15 protein-coding genes are annotated in these 13,993 nt (G+C 67.9%); 8 read left to right on the forward strand and 7 right to left on the reverse strand.

Features of this window, described 5'->3' with window-relative positions:
• Window positions 1–10 precede the first annotated feature (10 nt).
• The 3 genes from MQH31_RS02375 to msrB all read right to left on the reverse strand — a co-directional run bounded on the left by MQH31_RS02375 (window position 11) and on the right by msrB (window position 1,585).
• A complete protein-coding gene (locus MQH31_RS02375; RefSeq protein WP_243010764.1) occupies window positions 11–397 on the reverse strand; it encodes a hypothetical protein in 387 nt (128 codons plus the stop codon).
• A 204-nt stretch (window positions 398–601) separates the two neighbouring features.
• Window positions 602–1,180 (reverse strand): nitroreductase family protein, encoded by a 579-nt coding sequence (locus MQH31_RS02380; protein WP_243010765.1) that lies wholly within the window; start codon window positions 1,178–1,180, stop codon window positions 602–604.
• A gap of 3 nt (window positions 1,181–1,183) precedes the next feature.
• Window positions 1,184–1,585 (reverse strand): peptide-methionine (R)-S-oxide reductase MsrB, encoded by a 402-nt coding sequence (gene msrB / locus MQH31_RS02385; RefSeq protein WP_134533916.1) that lies wholly within the window; start codon window positions 1,583–1,585, stop codon window positions 1,184–1,186.
• Between the two features lie 250 nt (window positions 1,586–1,835).
• On the opposite strand from msrB, the gene MQH31_RS02390 reads away from it, so the two are divergent.
• The 5 genes from MQH31_RS02390 (at window position 1,836) to groL (ending at window position 6,146) form a co-directional block, all read left to right on the forward strand.
• Window positions 1,836–2,150 (forward strand): DUF3263 domain-containing protein, encoded by a 315-nt coding sequence (locus MQH31_RS02390; protein WP_243010766.1) that lies wholly within the window; start codon window positions 1,836–1,838, stop codon window positions 2,148–2,150.
• A gap of 70 nt (window positions 2,151–2,220) precedes the next feature.
• On the forward strand, window positions 2,221–2,802 hold the full coding sequence (locus MQH31_RS02395; RefSeq protein WP_134533912.1) for a LytR C-terminal domain-containing protein: 582 nt from the start codon (window positions 2,221–2,223) through the stop codon (window positions 2,800–2,802).
• Between the two features lie 225 nt (window positions 2,803–3,027).
• Complete coding sequence (locus MQH31_RS02400; protein ID WP_134362230.1) at window positions 3,028–3,231, forward strand: cold-shock protein; 204 nt, start codon at window positions 3,028–3,030, stop codon at window positions 3,229–3,231.
• 158 nt (window positions 3,232–3,389) lie between these two features.
• A complete protein-coding gene (locus tag MQH31_RS02405) occupies window positions 3,390–4,397 on the forward strand; it encodes a DUF3048 domain-containing protein (RefSeq protein WP_243010767.1) in 1,008 nt (335 codons plus the stop codon).
• 129 nt (window positions 4,398–4,526) lie between these two features.
• Window positions 4,527–6,146: a chaperonin GroEL gene (groL, locus tag MQH31_RS02410; RefSeq protein ID WP_134450050.1), complete on the forward strand. Its 1,620-nt coding sequence runs from the start codon at window positions 4,527–4,529 to the stop codon at window positions 6,144–6,146.
• 44 nt (window positions 6,147–6,190) lie between these two features.
• Here the strand turns inward: groL and MQH31_RS02415 are convergent, their stop codons facing one another.
• From MQH31_RS02415 to MQH31_RS02425, 3 genes are all read right to left on the reverse strand, one after another.
• Window positions 6,191–6,541, reverse strand: a complete 351-nt coding sequence (locus MQH31_RS02415; RefSeq protein WP_243010768.1) for a WXG100 family type VII secretion target — start codon at window positions 6,539–6,541, stop codon at window positions 6,191–6,193.
• 118 nt (window positions 6,542–6,659) lie between these two features.
• A complete protein-coding gene (locus MQH31_RS02420) occupies window positions 6,660–8,393 on the reverse strand; it encodes a sensor histidine kinase (protein WP_243010769.1) in 1,734 nt (577 codons plus the stop codon).
• A 31-nt stretch (window positions 8,394–8,424) separates the two neighbouring features.
• On the reverse strand, window positions 8,425–9,117 hold the full coding sequence (locus tag MQH31_RS02425) for a response regulator transcription factor (protein ID WP_134450053.1): 693 nt from the start codon (window positions 9,115–9,117) through the stop codon (window positions 8,425–8,427).
• A 175-nt stretch (window positions 9,118–9,292) separates the two neighbouring features.
• On the opposite strand from MQH31_RS02425, the gene MQH31_RS02430 reads away from it, so the two are divergent.
• The 3 genes from MQH31_RS02430 to MQH31_RS02440 are packed head-to-tail and all read left to right on the forward strand — an operon-like array spanning window position 9,293 to window position 12,242.
• On the forward strand, window positions 9,293–10,624 hold the full coding sequence (locus tag MQH31_RS02430; RefSeq protein WP_243010770.1) for an NAD(P)/FAD-dependent oxidoreductase: 1,332 nt from the start codon (window positions 9,293–9,295) through the stop codon (window positions 10,622–10,624).
• Window position 10,625: 1 nt separating this feature from the next.
• Window positions 10,626–11,522 (forward strand): dihydropteroate synthase, encoded by an 897-nt coding sequence (gene folP / locus MQH31_RS02435; protein ID WP_243010771.1) that lies wholly within the window; start codon window positions 10,626–10,628, stop codon window positions 11,520–11,522.
• Window positions 11,523–11,525: 3 nt separating this feature from the next.
• A complete protein-coding gene (locus MQH31_RS02440) occupies window positions 11,526–12,242 on the forward strand; it encodes a pyrimidine reductase family protein (protein ID WP_243010772.1) in 717 nt (238 codons plus the stop codon).
• 23 nt (window positions 12,243–12,265) lie between these two features.
• Here MQH31_RS02440 and MQH31_RS02445 read toward each other — a convergent pair whose 3' ends face one another.
• Window positions 12,266–13,942: a DNA repair helicase XPB gene (locus tag MQH31_RS02445; RefSeq protein ID WP_134533899.1), complete on the reverse strand. Its 1,677-nt coding sequence runs from the start codon at window positions 13,940–13,942 to the stop codon at window positions 12,266–12,268.
• Window positions 13,943–13,993 lie beyond the last annotated feature (51 nt).

The following is a 13,993-nucleotide window of genomic DNA, read 5'->3' on the forward strand; positions in this document are numbered from 1 at the left end:
GGTGATCCGGTCAGTGGATGCGGCCTGCGCGCGTCAGCCCCACAGCCGGGAGTCCCACAGCGGGGTAGTCCGCCTGCGGCCAGACGATCGGTTCGAGCTCCCGGCTCGCGGAGCGCGACGGCGGTCCTTTGACGAGCAGGACTACCCAGACGTACACGCCAACGAGCACCCAGAGGAGTCGGAGCACGACGTCGACGAGTGGTTCCAGCGTCGCGGTCGCGGGAATGCCGGCGTCCGGGCGCCGGGGAGGTGCCGCCGCAGGAGCGACCGAGGTCAGGCCGGCGGTCGGCCCGGCGGCCGGCCCGGCAGTCCGGCCGGTCGTTGCCGGACTCAGGATGGTGAGTGTTCCGAGGTAGACGGAGTCGGGCTGGACGAGTGTGCTGATTTCTACGCTCACGCCACGAGGATACGACCCGCGCTCGCCGGATCCGGGACATTCCGCCGACGCTGAGGTGAAGAAACGGTGAAGCTTGCGGGCACCGGGGCGCCACGCGATAAACGCGCACCAGTTGCGCCGTTTCGCGCCAGGCCTGCCGGGCGCGAAACGGCGCAACTGGCGCGTCACGCATGAGAGACCGAAAAGGGGCGCTCAGGGCGCCGGTCAGAGCGCGGTCAGGTGGGCGGCGGGGTCGATCGGGAGCCGGGTGCCCGGCTTCGCGCCCGCGGGCACTCCGCCGACATAGAGCCAGCCGAGCAATGCTTCGGAGTCCGTGAGACCGTGCATCCGGTGTACCTCCGGGGTGCGGGTGAACGTGCCCGTTCGCCACATCACGCCCCAGCCGGCGTGTGACAGCAACAGGCTCAGGGCGTGCCCGACCCCCGCCGCGGTGACGTCCTGCTCCCAGTCCTCGACCTTGTCGCTCAACCGGTGGCTCGCGACCACCGCGATCAGCAGGGAGGCCCGGAGCGGCTTGCCCGCGAGCTTGGCCAGCTCAGCAGCGGACGGCGGTTCCGCACCGGCCTCCGCGGCGAGCCGGGCGGATGCAGCGGCGAACGCCGCCCCGAGCCGCGAGCGGGAATCGCCGCGCACTTCGATCAGGCGCCAGGGTCGCAGGGCACCGTGGTCGGCCACCCGCGCGCACGCGGCAACGAGAGGGAGCAGCTCCTCGTGCGTGGGGGCATCCGCTGTCACGGCGGACAGCGAACGCCGCCCGCCGATCGCCTCGAGCGGCGTGGACACCGTCTAGTCGACCGGCTTGAACTCGAGCGAGATGGAGTTCATGCAGTAGCGGTCTCCGGTCGGGGTGCCGAAGCCGTCGTCGAAGACGTGCCCCAGGTGGGAGCCGCAGTTCGCGCAACGAACCTCGGTGCGGACGACGCCGAGGGACGTGTCCTCGATGAGTTCGACGGCCTCCGGGCGTACCGACTCGTAGAAGCTCGGCCAGCCGCAGCCGGAGTCGAACTTCGTGCCGCTCTTGAAGAGCTCGGCGTGGCAGGCGCCACAGGTATAAACGCCGGAGCGGCTCTCGTCGAGCAGCTCCCCGGTCCAGGCGCGCTCGGTGGCGGCCTGCCGAAGTACGGCGAACTTCTCCGGCCCGAGTTCCGCGGCCCATTCAGCGTCTGACTTCGTGACTTCGTAGTCCATGGTTCATCCTTCCCATCGGGCGAGGGCGCAGCTGAGCGAACACGGCGACCCTCCCAGCAATCGTAAACTCAGCCGGGTCGGGCCGTATTCCGGATCCCGAGGCCGTTCAGCACTTTCACACCGGACGCCGGACACTGACCCGCCTGCCGCGGCACTTTCCTGCACGACCACGGTGCGGCCCGCGTGGCCCAGCGAATCCATAGCCGACGCCAAATAGGATTCGACCAGACGACGACGGTGGAAGAGGTGGATGGTGGACGGCGCACGTGACCCGGATCCCGCCGACTCCCCGGGCGGCCTGACCGACCGGGACCTCGGCATCCTGAGCTTCGAACGGCGCTGGTTCACGCATGCCGGTGCCAAAGAACAGGCGATCCGCTCCGAGTTCGGTCTGTCCTCGGCCCGGTACTATCAACTATTGGGTGTTTTGATCGACTCCCCGCTTGCCCTGGCTCACGATCCCATGCTGGTGAAACGCCTGCAGCGGATGCGTGCGGCCCGCGCGCAGGCACGGGAACGCCGAACGGTACGCGCTCCGGAGCACCGAACCAGCCCCGCCCCATAAACGCAGCCGGATGTCCGACCCCGACGTTCCACCCATTCGCCCGCAACAAGAGGATCGACTCAGCCCCACAATGCCTCCCACCTATCCGAAAGACCGCTTCGACCACCTGCCGCACTCCCTCGACAGAGTGGGCGCCCATCGCGCCCCCGGTAAGAAGGGGCGCCACTGGGTCGCGTTCTGGTGGGCACTCGGAGCCACGGCCGTCTTGATCGGTCTCGGAGTCTTCGGAATGGCGTCCCTCAACAACAAGCTGAACATCGCGATCCCCGGCCTGTCCTCCAGCTCGGCGACCGACACGGCAGCGGCAACGGATGCCGCGACCGGCGTCCCGGCGGCCGTAGCGACGGTCGATCCGGGCCTCACCGTCACCGTGCTCAATGGGACCAAGGGCACGGGCATCGCCAAGGACGTAGGAGACCTGCTCTCCGCAGCGGGGTGGACCGTCGGCGCGCTCAGCAATGCGAGCACCGAAGACGTGACCAAGACGACCGTGTACTATGCCGACGCGACCCTCGAGGGTGCCGCGCGCGGGGTCGCGGCATCGTTGCCGGGAGCCACGGTGCTCCTCGCCACCGACTTCGCCACCTCGGGGGCCGACCTCACGGTCGTCGTCGGATCCGACTTCGTCCCCAGCACCACACCGACGTCCTGACCCGCGATTCGACGGCGGTTCTATAACGCCATTCCGGGCTATTCGTCAACCCCCTTTTCTTCTTTCTCGGCTTCAGTACTCTTTGTCTCAGGTCGCTCATCGGGTTCGTCCGGTTGTCCCTCGGGGCATCCGACCGGTCGGATCAGATGGACGCAGTCACATGCGCCAGGCCCGGTACGGCCAACGGGCGGGTGCCGAAAATATCAAAGCACTGGGGAGTTACACATGGCGAACGGAACCGTCAAATGGTTCAACGCTGAAAAGGGTTTCGGCTTCATCACCGTCGATGGCGGCGGACAGGACGTCTTCGTCCACTATTCCGCCATCGACATGCACGGGTACAAGGTTTTGGAAGAGGGACAGCACGTCATCTTCGAACTGGGAACCGGAGCAAAGGGCCCACAGGCCGAGTCGGTACGTCCCGTCTGACCTGAAAAGGCCGGGCGCACCCACGTCGAGCGCACCAATCTCGGGCAAAGCCCCGAGCCGCGCGGCATCCGCGAGTTTGCCGCGTTAGTGTGTGGGGCGTGACAGCGAAAAGAACTGAGACACGATACGGGCGAAGCACGGCACGGTTTGTGGGTGCCGTGCTTTTTCCGTGCCTTCTTCTCGTGATGACGGCGTGCACCGGAAGCGAGGCGCCGACGGCGACGCCGACGGCGACCGTGGAGCCCTCCGCGGCTGCGGTCGACGCCCCGGCACCGCTGGCGATCGCGCCTTTGCGTGGCACGATCGTGCCCGCGGGGAAGACCGCGAACCCGTCCCTGGCGGTGAAGATCGACAACCACGAGGCAGCCAGGCCCCAGATCGCCCTCGAGCGCGCGGACATCGTCTTCGAGGAACTCGTCGAGGGCGGGCTGACCCGCTACGTCGGCGTCTGGCAGTCCGACATCCCCGACGCGATCGGCCCGGTGCGGTCGATCCGGCCGATGGACCCCGACATCATCACGCCGTTCGGCGGGATCGTCGCGTATTCCGGCGGACAGCAGGTCTTCGTCGACATGATGAAGGCCACCCCCGTCATCAACTCGGTCTTCGACTACGACACGACCGGCCTGTTCTCCCGTGTTGCCGACCGGGATGCGCCGCACAACGTCGTGCTGAAGGCGGCCGAACTCGTCGGACGGAACGCGTCCGTCGCACCGCCGGTACAGCAGTTCGCGTACGCGGGCACGATCGCGGCATCGAGCGCGGGGACCGACGGCAGTCCGATCACCCAGATCAACGCACGGTTCTCCTCGGCGCGGTACCCCGGCTGGAGCTGGGACGCGGCCTCACAGGCCTACCTGCGTTCGCAGGAAGGCGCCCCCGACCTCGATACGACCGGCGCCCGCCGGGCCGCGACCAACGTGCTCGTGCTCCGGGTCGACATCGACGGCACCTACGGCGAGGTGCCGAAAACCGTCATGATCGGCTCGGGAGAGGGCTGGGTGTCCGCCGGCGGCAAGACCGTGCACGCCGCCTGGTCGAAGGCCGGACAGGCCGACCCGATCCGGTTGGTCGACGACAACGGGGTCACCATTCGCCTTGCCGCCGGCAATACCTGGATCGAACTCGTGCCGAACGGCACCGGCTCCGTCGAACTCGTCCCGTAGCCTCCCGACGCTTCCCGGCGCTCACTTGCACTCTCGACCCCTGAGTGCCAGAATCGACTTGGCACTCTCTCCTTTTGAGTGCCAACCCATCACCGTTTTGGTAACGTCCGGGAGGGACGAGAAACACATATGGCAAAGATCATTGCTTTCAACGAAGAGGCCCGTCGCGGCCTTGAGCGTGGCCTGAACATCCTCGCTGACACTGTCAAGGTCACCCTCGGCCCGCGCGGACGTAACGTCGTATTGGAGAAGAAGTGGGGCGCCCCCACGATCACCAACGACGGTGTTTCCATCGCCAAGGAAATCGAACTCGACGACCCGTACGAGAAGATCGGTGCGGAGCTCGTCAAAGAGGTCGCCAAGAAGACCGATGACGTCGCCGGCGACGGAACGACCACCGCGACCGTCCTCGCCCAGGCGCTCGTCCGCGAAGGCCTGCGTAACGTCGCAGCCGGTGCAGACCCGATCAGCCTCAAGCGCGGCATCGAGAAGGCCACCGCTGCGGTTATCGCAGAGCTGATCGCGAACGCCAAAGAGGTCGAGACCAAGGAAGAGATCGCGGCCACCGCATCCATCTCTGCCGGCGATGCTGAAATCGGCGCGATCATCGCCGAAGCCATCGACAAGGTCGGCAAGGAAGGCGTTGTCACCGTCGAGGAGTCCAACACCCTCGGCACCGAGCTCGAGCTCACCGAAGGCATGCGTTTCGACAAGGGCTTCCTGTCCGCGTACTTCGTGACCGACCCCGACCGTCAGGAAGCTGTCTTCGAAGACCCCTACATCCTGATCGTCAACTCCAAGGTCTCCAACATCAAGGACCTCCTCCCGATCGTGGACAAGGTCATCCAGACCGGCAAGCAGCTCCTCATCATCGCCGAGGACGTCGACGGCGAGGCCCTGGCCACGCTCGTTGTGAACAAGATCCGTGGCATCTTCAAGTCCGTTGCCGTCAAGGCTCCCGGCTTCGGCGACCGTCGCAAGGCTCAGCTGCAGGACATCGCCATCCTCACCGGTGGCCAGGTCATCTCCGAGGAGGTCGGCCTCAAGCTTGAGAACGTCACCCTCGACCTGCTCGGCAACGCGCGCAAGATCGTCATCACCAAGGACGAGACCACCATCGTCGAAGGCGCCGGAGACCCCGAAGCCATCGCCGGTCGCGTTCAGCAGATCCGCAACGAGATCGAGAACACCGACAGCGACTACGACCGTGAGAAGCTCCAGGAGCGTCTCGCCAAGCTCGCCGGCGGCGTTGCCGTCATCAAGGCCGGCGCCGCGACGGAGGTTGAGCTCAAGGAGCGCAAGCACCGCATCGAGGACGCCGTCCGCAACGCGAAGGCAGCCGTCGAAGAGGGCATCGTCGCCGGTGGTGGCGTCGCCCTCATCCAGGCCGGCAAGACCGCATTCGAGAAGCTCGAGCTCGTCGGAGACGAGGCAACCGGCGCGAACATCGTCAAGGTCGCCATCGACGCCCCGCTCAAGCAGATCGCCCTCAACGCGGGCCTCGAGCCCGGCGTCGTCGCCGACAAGGTGCGCAACCTGCCGATCGGTTGGGGCCTCAACGCCGCGACCGGTGAGTACGTTGACATGCTCCTCGCCGGCATCAACGACCCGGTGAAGGTCACCCGCTCCGCGCTGCTCAACGCCGCGTCGATCGCCGGACTGTTCCTCACCACCGAGGCCGTCGTCGCCGACAAGCCCGAGAAGAACGCTGCTCCGGTCGGCGACCCGTCCGGCGGAATGGACTTCTAAGTCCACCCTGCTCGATAGGTAGACCGCTTCACCGCTTCACCGCTTCACCGCCAACAGGGCGTCTCCTCCGGGAGGCGCCCTGTTTTCGCGTCCGGTGCACGCCACTCCCGGGCGAAGAGCCGCGCGTTCGCCTGCTCGATCTCGGCGTACTGCTGACCGGCCTGATTGAGCGCCTGGCCAAGGCTCTCTGCGCTCTGCGCAACTTGGTGCTGGGTCGCCCGCCAGTCCGTCACGGCGGCCTGGAACGCGGCCGCCGCCTGCCCGGTCCACGATCCCTCCAGCCCGGTCAGTTGACCGAGCAGCGCGGCGACCTCCGCCTGGATCCGACCGAGGGTCGCTCTGGCCGTCGTTGTGGTGCTGAGCACGAGTTCACTGTCTACCTGGTACCGGGGCATCCGCAGTCCTTTCGAGTGGTGTGCTGCCACCGTAAGGCGGATGCCGAGCGCGGCCCGGCCAGTACGCCCCGCTGTGCACAACTCGCCCTCACCCCTGCCCGGTGAGGCGGCGGCGGGGCTACGGGGCCGGGGTGATCGCGAGGCGCTGCGGAGCGTTCGGGGAATCGGCGAGCGGGAACCAGACCCGGAAGGTCGCTCCGCCACCCGGCGTCTCGACGACCTGGACGGTGCCGTTGTGGCTCGCGACGATCGAAGCCACGATCGCCAGTCCGAGTCCACTGCCGCCGGTCTCCCGGGCGCGCGATGTGTCGGCGCGCCAGAAGCGCTGGAAGATCTTGTCGCGGATCTGCGGCGGGATGCCCTCGCCGTGGTCGATCACGGCGACGGAAGCGCGCTGGTTCCGCCGGTCGACGGCGACCTCGAGCTCGATGGGACTGTCGGCCGGACTGAACCGGAGGGCGTTGCCCATCAGGTTGGTGATGACCTGGCGGATCTTGTTCTCCTCGGCCATGACGACGGCCGGGATGGCGGTGGTCTGCGCCTCGGCGGGCACCGGCTCGGGGAGGGTGGCGACAGCATCCGTTTTCCGGGGGCGGCGGGTACGCAACCGCGCGAGGGTCGCGCCGGCGAAGGAGACGGTGGTGGTGTGCGGAACGGCCACGGCCTCGCCGACGCGTTCGGGGACCGTCACGAGGGTGGAGGTCGGGACCTCGCCGGTAGAGTGCGCGAGATCGATGGCGGAGGCCAGCGGAACGACGGGCTCCTCGTCGGTGTCGGGAGCCTTCGTGACGACCGTGATGGTGCGACCGGGGGCGGAGGCCATCGCGTCGAGGGCGGCATCGCGGGCGAGGGGGAGCAGGTCGACGGGAGTGAGGGCGAGCGGCTTCGTCTCGTCGAGACGGGCGAGTTCGAGGAGGTCTTCGACGAGACCACCCATCCGGATCGCTTCCTTCTCGATGCGTTCCATCGCCTGGGCGACCTCTTCGGGCGTCTGCAGGGCGCCCATCCGGTAGAGCTCGGCGTAGCCGCGGACGGAGACGAGGGGAGTGCGGAGCTCGTGGCTCGCATCGCCGACGAAACGACGCATCTGGTCGATCGTGCGGGCCCGTTCCTTGAACAGCCGGTCGATCCGGCTGAGCATGGTGTTGAGGGAACGGTTGAGCCGGCCGACCTCGGTATTGGGCGTGGCCCCGCCGAGCCGCTGGCTGAAGTCGCCGTCGGCGATCGCCGCGGCCGTGCGCTCCACTTCCCGCAGGGGAGCGAAGGTGCTCGTCACAAGCAACCGGGTGATCAGGCCGCCCAGGAGCACGACACCCAGGCCGAAGCCCAGGAAGATCGTGAGATACGTGCCGACGGTATTCTCGGCCGTCTTGAGCGAGACCGCCATGACGAGCGTGCCGTATGTGCCGTGGACGTTCGTGACCAGCGGCACCGCGACCGCAAGGAACTCGGTGTCATGCGAGGCGTCCTGCAGGCGCATGGTCTGCCCGTTGAGCGCGTTGACCGACTGCAGGTCGAGCGGCATGGTGATCTGCGGGAGCTCCCGCGCGGGAACGTCGGTCCAGGACTGGTACCGGAGATCACCGTTCTCGTCGTACAGGGCGACGTAGTAGTCGGACGGTACGACGGTGCCGGTGTTCTGCCCGAGGGCGTTCGCGGTGTACGCGACCGACGTCGTCTGGGCATCCGCCTGGAGTTGCGCGTCAACCTGCTGGATCACGTACTGCCGGAGCATGGCCATCGTGCCGATCCCGGAGACCAGGAGACCGAGCGTGAGCATGAGAACGGTCACGCCGGTGATCTTGGACCTGAGGGATATGCGGTTCCACCGCTCCGTGAGTGACTGATGCATCAGGCTGCCAGTCTATTTGCGCAGTCTGGGACTATGCCTTGGCAGCCTTGAGCATGTAGCCGAAGCCGCGCTTGGTCTGGATCAGCGGCTCTGAGGAGTGGGCGTCGACCTTGCGGCGCAGGTACGAGATGTAGGACTCGACGATGCCGGCGTCGCCGTTGAAGTCGTACTCCCAGACGTGGTCCAGGATCTGCGCCTTCGAGAGCACCCGGTTCGGGTTGAGCATCAGGTAGCGGAGCAGCTTGAACTCGGTGGGGCTGAGCTCGATGGGTTCTTCGCCGACGAGCACCTCGTGGGTGTCCTGGTCCATGGTCAGTTCGCCGGCGCGGATGACGGCGTCTTCGTCGGCGTGCATCGTGCGGCGGAGGATGGCCTTGATCCGGGCCACGATCTCGTCGAGGCTGAACGGCTTGGTCACGTAGTCGTCGCCGCCGACCGTGAGGCCGGTGATCTTGTCTTCGGTGTCGTCCTTGGCGGTGAGGAACAGGATCGGCGCCGTGTAGCCGGCGGAACGGAGGCGTTTGGTCACGCCGAAGCCGTTCATGTCGGGAAGCATGACGTCGAGGATGATCAGGTCGGGTTCCTCTTCGAGCACGGCCGAGATCGCCTGGGCACCGTTGCCAACGGCCCGCACGGCGAAGCCGGCGAAGCGCAAGCTGGTGGTGAGGAGGTCCCGGATGTTGGGCTCGTCGTCGACAATAAGAATGCGGGGGCCATCAGTCATTGGACCAGTATCTGCGCGTTAGCTGGACCTTCGCTGGGAGTGCCCGGTGTGGTTAAGGCGTGGGTAGATTGTTGGTGGGGTGTGAAGCTGCCGGGGCGACTCGGACGCGGAGGTCGAAGCCGCTGCCGAGTCGGATGTCGAGCGGTTGTCGACACGGATTCGAATGGAGAACGCCATGAAAAGCGAAACATATGTGATCGTCGGAGCCGGCCTCGCCGGGGCACGCGCGGCCGAGGCGCTCCGGGCCGAAGGCTTCGACGGACGAGTCGTTCTGCTCGGCGAGGAGGCTGAGTACCCGTATATCCGGCCGCCGCTGTCCAAGGACTACCTCGCCGGGACATCCGCTCGCCACTCGATCGACGTGCACCAGGCCGAGTGGTACGCGGGGCAGGACATCGAGGTCCTGCCGGGGCGAGCCGTGACGGCACTCACGCTCGATGCGCGGCGCCTGACCTTCGCCGATGGCGGGACGCTGCGCTACGACCGGCTCCTGCTCTCGACCGGGGCGGCAGCGCGGCCGTTCCCGGGTGACGGGGGAGACCTGGCCGGCGTGCACCTGCTGCGGACGGTCGGTGACTCGACCCGGCTGAAGGAAGCGCTCGAGCCGGGCCGACGCCGGGTCGTCGTGGTCGGTGCCGGCTGGATCGGCCTCGAAGTCGCGGCGGCCGCCCGCGGCTACGGCAATGACGTGACGGTGCTCGGGCAGGGGGCTGTGCCGCTGGAGCGCGCCGTCGGAGCAGAGATCGGCGCCATCTTCGCCCAGCTGCACCGCGACAACGGGGTCGACCTGCGGATGGAGACCGGCGTGGCCGAGATCCTCGGTGCGGACGGACGGGTCACGGGTGTCCGGCTCGAGACCGCTGCTGGCCGAGCCACCGCAGGCGAGGCGGCGGCGGAGGGCGTCGGATCCGGCACGGACGAGGAGCGCGGCGAGGTAGTCCCTGCGGACGTTGTTGTGATCGGGATCGGCGCGACGCCCAACACTCGGCTGGCCCTCGACGCGGGGCTCGAGGTCGCCGATGGCATCGTCGTCGACGCGGCCTTCCGCACGAACGAGCCCGGTGTCTACGCGGTCGGCGACGTCGCGAGCGTGTTCCACCCCGTGCTCGGACACCACCTCCGGGTGGAGCACTGGGCGAACGCCGAGAATGCCGGCCGGGCCGCCGCGCTCTCGATGTTGGACCGCGCGGTGAGTTACGAGGAGATTCCCTACTTCTACACCGATCAATTCGACCTGGGAATGGAATACTCGGGGTATGGCGAATTGGCGAGGGATGCGGAACTCGTGTTCCGCGGTGACCGGTCGGCCCGCGAGTTCCTCGCGTTCTGGGTCGCCGACGGCCGTGTGGTCGCGGGCATGAACGTCAACGTGTGGGGCGTCAACGACTCGGTCCAGACCCTGATCCGGTCGCGCATCCGCGTTGATCCGTCCGTGCTCCGCGACGGGACGCGCAGCCTCGAGAGCATCATCGGCCAGGCGGTCGAAGCGCCGGGCGCAGGCTCCTGACATGACGGGCGGCACCGCGGCGTTACCCGTTCTGATCCACCCCCGGCGCACGATCGGCGGACGCGAATTCGATTTCGACCGTGAAGTCGCGGTCATGGCGATCATCAATCGCACTCCGGACTCGTTCTTCGACCAGGGCGCAACGTTCGCGCTGGACAAGGCCGTCACAGCCGCGCTCCAGGCGATCTCCGACGGTGCCGACTGGGTCGACATCGGCGGGGTGAAGTTCGCGCCCGGTCCGCCGGTCCCCGTCGACCAGGAGATCGACCGGGTCGTCCCGGTCGTCCTGGCGCTGCGCGGCGCCGGCGCGGTCATCTCCGTCGACACGTTCCACCCGGCCGTTGCACGGGCGGCCATCGAGGCCGGCGCCGACGTCATCAACGACACCACCGGCATCCACGACCCGCTGATGGCGGACGTCGTCGCGGACAGCGAGGCGACCCTCGTCGTGACGCACAGCCTCGCCCGCCCACGGATGCCGCACCCGGCCCCGCGCTACGGCGACGTCGTGAGCGAGGTCGCCGCGTTCCTCCGGGAGCGCACAGACCTGGCCCTGTCCCACGGGATCCCCGCGGAGCGGATCATCATCGATCCCGGCCATGACCTCAACAAGAACACCCGCCACTCGCTCGAACTGACCCGGCGCCTCCCCGAGATCGCCGCGCTCGGGTACCCGACCCTCGTCGCGGTGTCCAACAAGGACTTCATCGGCGAGACTCTCGATCGCCCGAGGGGGGAACGCGTTGAGGGTTCCCTTGCCGCCGCCGTGTTCAGCATCATGCAGGGCGCCCGGATCGTGCGGATGCACAACGTGCGCGCCGCCGTGGACGCCGTCCGGATGACCGAGGCGATCCTGGGCTTCCGCGAACCGGCGTACGAGCGCCACAACCTGGCCTGAGCGATGACCGACTTCAGCCAGGCAGCTCTCCTCAACGCCTATCGCATCGAGGACAGGGCCGACCCGCGGGTGCGCGTCAACTTCATCGCGAGCCTCGACGGCGCCGCGACCCACGACGGCCTGAGCGGAGGCCTGAACAACGCCGACGACAAACTCGTCTTCGACACGCTCCGGTCCCTCACGGACGTGATCCTGGTCGGGGCGGGCACGGTCCGCGCCGAGGGCTACGGCGGCATCCGCCTGGACGCCGCCGCCGAGGCCTGGCGCGTCGCACACGGGCTCCCGCCGCAGCCGCGGATCGCTGTCGTGAGCGGGCGCCTGGACCTGGACGCCGGGCATCCGCTGTTCACCGACGCCGCGACGCGCCCGATCGTCATCACGCACGCGGGGTCACCGGCCGGCAGGCGCGTCGACCTCGAGGACGTGGCCGACGTGCTCGTCTCTGGGGCGGCGTCGATCGATCTCCCGCTCGCGCTCCGCGGGCTCGCCGCTCGGGGCTTGCGCCAGGTGCTCTGCGAGGGCGGGCCGAGCCTGTTCGGGGCCCTGCTCGCCGTCGATGCCGTCGACGAACTCTGCTTGAGCCTGAGCCCGGTGCTCGAGGCGGGCACCTCTGGCCGCATCGCCCGCAGCGCAGAGACCACGTCGCGACCGATGCACCTGGACCACGTGCTCACCGCCGGAGACATGCTCTTCCTGCGCTACACCCGCCCGGCGGTCTGACCGATTCCGTCGGATCGGTTCGGTCAGCGGATGCCGGCGGCGGCCTCGCCGATGAGGGCGTCAGTGTCGAGGTTGTTCGCGTCGAGGATCGTGTAGCTGTACCCCTGCTCCGCGAGGAAGCGCTGGCGGTTCTGCGCGAAGTCCTGGTCGACGGTGTCTCGGGCGACGAGCGTGTAGAAGTTCGCGGCGAGGCCGGATTCCTTGGGGCGGAGCAGACGGCCGAGCCGCTGCGCCTCCTCCTGGCGGGACCCGAACGACCCGGAGACCTGGATGGCCACGGTCGCCTCCGGCAGGTCGACGGAGAAGTTCGCGACCTTGGAGACGACGAGCAGGTTCTCCTCGCCGACCCGGAACGCCTGATAGAGCCGTTCGCGTTCGTCGACGGGCGTGGCCCCGGTGAGTTTCGGCGCGTTGAGAGCATCGGCGAGTTCGTCGATCTGGTCGAGGTACTGGCCGATCACGAGGATGCGCTCGCCGTGGTGCTTCTCGACGAGGCGCTTGACCACGTCGAGCTTGGCCGGGGCGGTCGCGGCGAGCCGGTACCGCTCGTCGTCCGCAGCGGCGGCATAGGTGAGGCGCTCGGACTGCGGCAGGTCGATCCGCACCTCGTAGCACGAGGCGGGGGAGATGAAGCCCTGGGCCTCGATCTCCTTCCAGGGTGCGTCGAACCGCTTGGGGCCGATCAGACTGAACACGTCGCCCTCGCGACCGTCCTCGCGGACGAGCGTCGCGGTGAGGCCGAGGCGGCGGCGGGCCTGCAGCTCGGCCGTGAGCTTGAACACCGGTGCGGGTAGGAGGTGCACCTCGTCGTAGATGACGAGGCCCCAGTCCATCGCGTCGAGGAGTTCGAGGTGGGCGTATTCGCCCTTCCGCTTCGCCGTGAGGATCTGGTACGTCGCGATCGTGACGGGCTTGACTTCCTTGACCTGCCCGGAGTATTCGCCGATCTCGTCCTGGGTCAGGGTGGTGCGCTTGAGCAGTTCGTCGCGCCACTGCCTGGCCGAGACCGTGTTGGTGACGAGGATGAGCGTGTTGGTCTTCGCCGTCGCCATCGCTCCGGCGCCGACGAGGGTCTTGCCCGCTCCACAGGGCAGCACGACGACGCCGGAACCGCCGTCGAAGAAGCTCGCGACGGCCTTGTTCTGGTAGTCGCGCAGGGCCCAGCCGTTCTCGAGCAGGGCGATGTCGTGCGGGGTGCCCGGCGTGTACCCGGCGAGGTCCTCAGCCGGCCAGCCGAGCTTGACGAGCTCCTGCTTGAGCTGCCCGCGGGCCCAGGGTTCGACGAGGAAGGAATCAGGGGTCGGGTGGCCGATCAGCAGGGGAGCGATCCGCTTGGCGCCGGAGATCTCCATCAGCACGGCCCGGTCGTTGCTCTGCAGGACGAGCTGGCCCTCGTCGTCGCGCTCGATGATCAGGCGGCCGTAGCGCCCGACGGTCTCCTCGATGTCGATCCGCACGGTCTGCGGGATCGCGAACTTTGAATACTTCTCGAGGGTCGCGAGCATGTCAGAGGCGCCGTGTCCCGCTGCCCGGGCATTCCAGAGTCCGAGCCGGGTGATCCGGTAGGTGTGGATGTGCTCAGGGGCCCGTTCCAACTCCGCGAAGACGGCGAGGTCATGGCGCGCATCTTCGGCGAGGGGGTGGGCGACTTCGAGCAGAACCGTGCGGTCGCTCTGGACAATCAGTGGACCATCAGACATAGCCGCTAATCCTACGCCCGCGCGGCTGAGAGCCTCCCATCGGCCGACCCC

Origin of the sequence: Cryobacterium zhongshanensis, assembly GCF_022760445.1 — a bacterium.
Classification (GTDB): Bacteria; Actinomycetota; Actinomycetes; order Actinomycetales; family Microbacteriaceae; genus Cryobacterium; species Cryobacterium algoricola.

Excerpts from the sequence above, each read along its gene's own strand:
- msrB (WP_134533916.1), bottom strand. The coding sequence starts at position 1,585 with ATGGACTACGAAGTCACGAAGTCAGACGCTGAATGGGCCGCGGAACTC.
- MQH31_RS02390 (WP_243010766.1), top strand. The coding sequence starts at position 1,836 with ATGGTGGACGGCGCACGTGACCCGGATCCCGCCGACTCCCCGGGCGGC.
- MQH31_RS02395 (WP_134533912.1), top strand. The coding sequence starts at position 2,221 with ATGCCTCCCACCTATCCGAAAGACCGCTTCGACCACCTGCCGCACTCC.
- MQH31_RS02400 (WP_134362230.1), top strand. The coding sequence starts at position 3,028 with ATGGCGAACGGAACCGTCAAATGGTTCAACGCTGAAAAGGGTTTCGGC.
- groL (WP_134450050.1), top strand. The coding sequence starts at position 4,527 with ATGGCAAAGATCATTGCTTTCAACGAAGAGGCCCGTCGCGGCCTTGAG.
- MQH31_RS02415 (WP_243010768.1), bottom strand. The coding sequence starts at position 6,541 with ATGCCCCGGTACCAGGTAGACAGTGAACTCGTGCTCAGCACCACAACG.
- MQH31_RS02420 (WP_243010769.1), bottom strand. The coding sequence starts at position 8,393 with ATGCATCAGTCACTCACGGAGCGGTGGAACCGCATATCCCTCAGGTCC.
- MQH31_RS02425 (WP_134450053.1), bottom strand. The coding sequence starts at position 9,117 with ATGACTGATGGCCCCCGCATTCTTATTGTCGACGACGAGCCCAACATC.
- MQH31_RS02430 (WP_243010770.1), top strand. The coding sequence starts at position 9,293 with ATGAAAAGCGAAACATATGTGATCGTCGGAGCCGGCCTCGCCGGGGCA.
- folP (WP_243010771.1), top strand. The coding sequence starts at position 10,626 with ATGACGGGCGGCACCGCGGCGTTACCCGTTCTGATCCACCCCCGGCGC.
- MQH31_RS02440 (WP_243010772.1), top strand. The coding sequence starts at position 11,526 with ATGACCGACTTCAGCCAGGCAGCTCTCCTCAACGCCTATCGCATCGAG.
- MQH31_RS02445 (WP_134533899.1), bottom strand. The coding sequence starts at position 13,942 with ATGTCTGATGGTCCACTGATTGTCCAGAGCGACCGCACGGTTCTGCTC.